The 1389-nt window shown below is 36.6% G+C and carries 2 protein-coding genes; both read right to left on the reverse strand.

Going from position 1 to position 1389, the window contains the following annotated elements:
* On the reverse strand, positions 1 to 471 hold a 471-nt coding region (locus tag GSA01S_RS10180; RefSeq protein WP_066127274.1), incomplete at its 3' end, for a DUF1697 domain-containing protein.
* A gap of 10 nt (positions 472 to 481) precedes the next feature.
* A partial coding sequence (locus GSA01S_RS11170; RefSeq protein ID WP_157064832.1) for a GNAT family N-acetyltransferase occupies positions 482 to 1389 on the reverse strand: 908 nt, incomplete at its 5' end.

A 1389-nucleotide genomic window follows, 5' to 3' on the forward strand; every position in this document is an offset into this window, starting at 1 on the left:
TGATTCTTTTGCTAATTGCTTATGGTAGGCCGTTTTTAAAAATTCTGCTTCATCTAGTTTTCCCCAATAAATGGCTATTTCACCAAAATGCACTTTTTCATTATGTAAAGGATATTGGCTAACTTTGCTGATGACTGCTTCTCGATTAATTTCATCTGTAAAAAACAAGACGTCTTTACGAGCCATTTTCTCTTGCCACCAGATTGGAAGTTGATTAAATTCTGCTAAGTATCTTTTCACATCAATCAATGAATACTTAATATCAAATGAATAATGTGTTTCAAAAAGTTGATTGAGAAGTTCCATTATCGCTGTTCGCTCAAGTTCCGTTTCGAAAAACAGATTGCCACTATTAATATAGGAACTCACATTTTGAAAGCCCACCTTTGTCAATTGTTCTTTTAATTCTTTCATAACCACGCGATTGTTGCCACCCACATTGATTCCTCGTAACAATAATACATATCGCATCCTACCACCCCTACTCAATTTCTTTAATGAATCTTTTTTGTAGTTTATTCGAACGGTAGCCAATTCCTTCGTAAAAAGCATGCGCTTCATGGCGGTATTCTGCAGAATTTAATCGAATGAATGATAATCGATTTGCTTTAGCGAGTGATTCAACGGCTATCATTAATTGTCGACCAATTCCTCGCCCTTGATACGCTGGTAATACTGCTAAACCTAATATATTTAATCCATCTTTGAAGTAAATTGCCTGATAAAGTTCTGCTTGTACGAAGCCTACCACTTTTTTCGACTCAGCAGCAACATATACAAGAATGATTGGGTTCGATTTATTACATAATTCTGTGACCTTAGACTTAACTTCTTCATTGTTACATTCATAACCCAATGAAACACGACTTAATTCCGCAATGGCATCCGCATCTTTTACTTTTGCTCTACGAATGTTGGGAAACTTCTCTAGTTCCTTGAAACTACTTCCCAATGCATCTTGATGCTTTTCCCATTCATCTCTTAAGACGCCATATTTGACTGAATCATAATAGATACCTTCAAAGTATCTTACTTTTCGAATGCACGCTTCTTGTGTCATGCCAATTTTCTCAGCCGCACGCATCATTCTTGGATTACCCGACCAAGTCGTTAAACCAACCCGTTGTATTTCAGGAAAATCATTAAATGTTTGAGTCACCCACTGGGTTAATGCCATGGATCCATTCCCTTTTGCCCATCCATTCGATTGATAAACAATAATTCCAATCTCCATCCAACGCGTCATTTTATTCTCCCAATAACGTGACACCATACCAATCGGCTTATTATCAATATAGATACCTCGACAAGTTTCAGACATCAAATAATCAAAAACTTGGCTTTGTTTGAATTCTTCAAAACTTTGATAAGAGGGAGTGGGCAAGAAGT

The organism is Globicatella sanguinis NBRC 15551, assembly GCF_001552295.1.
GTDB lineage: Bacteria > Bacillota > Bacilli > Lactobacillales > Aerococcaceae > Globicatella > Globicatella sanguinis.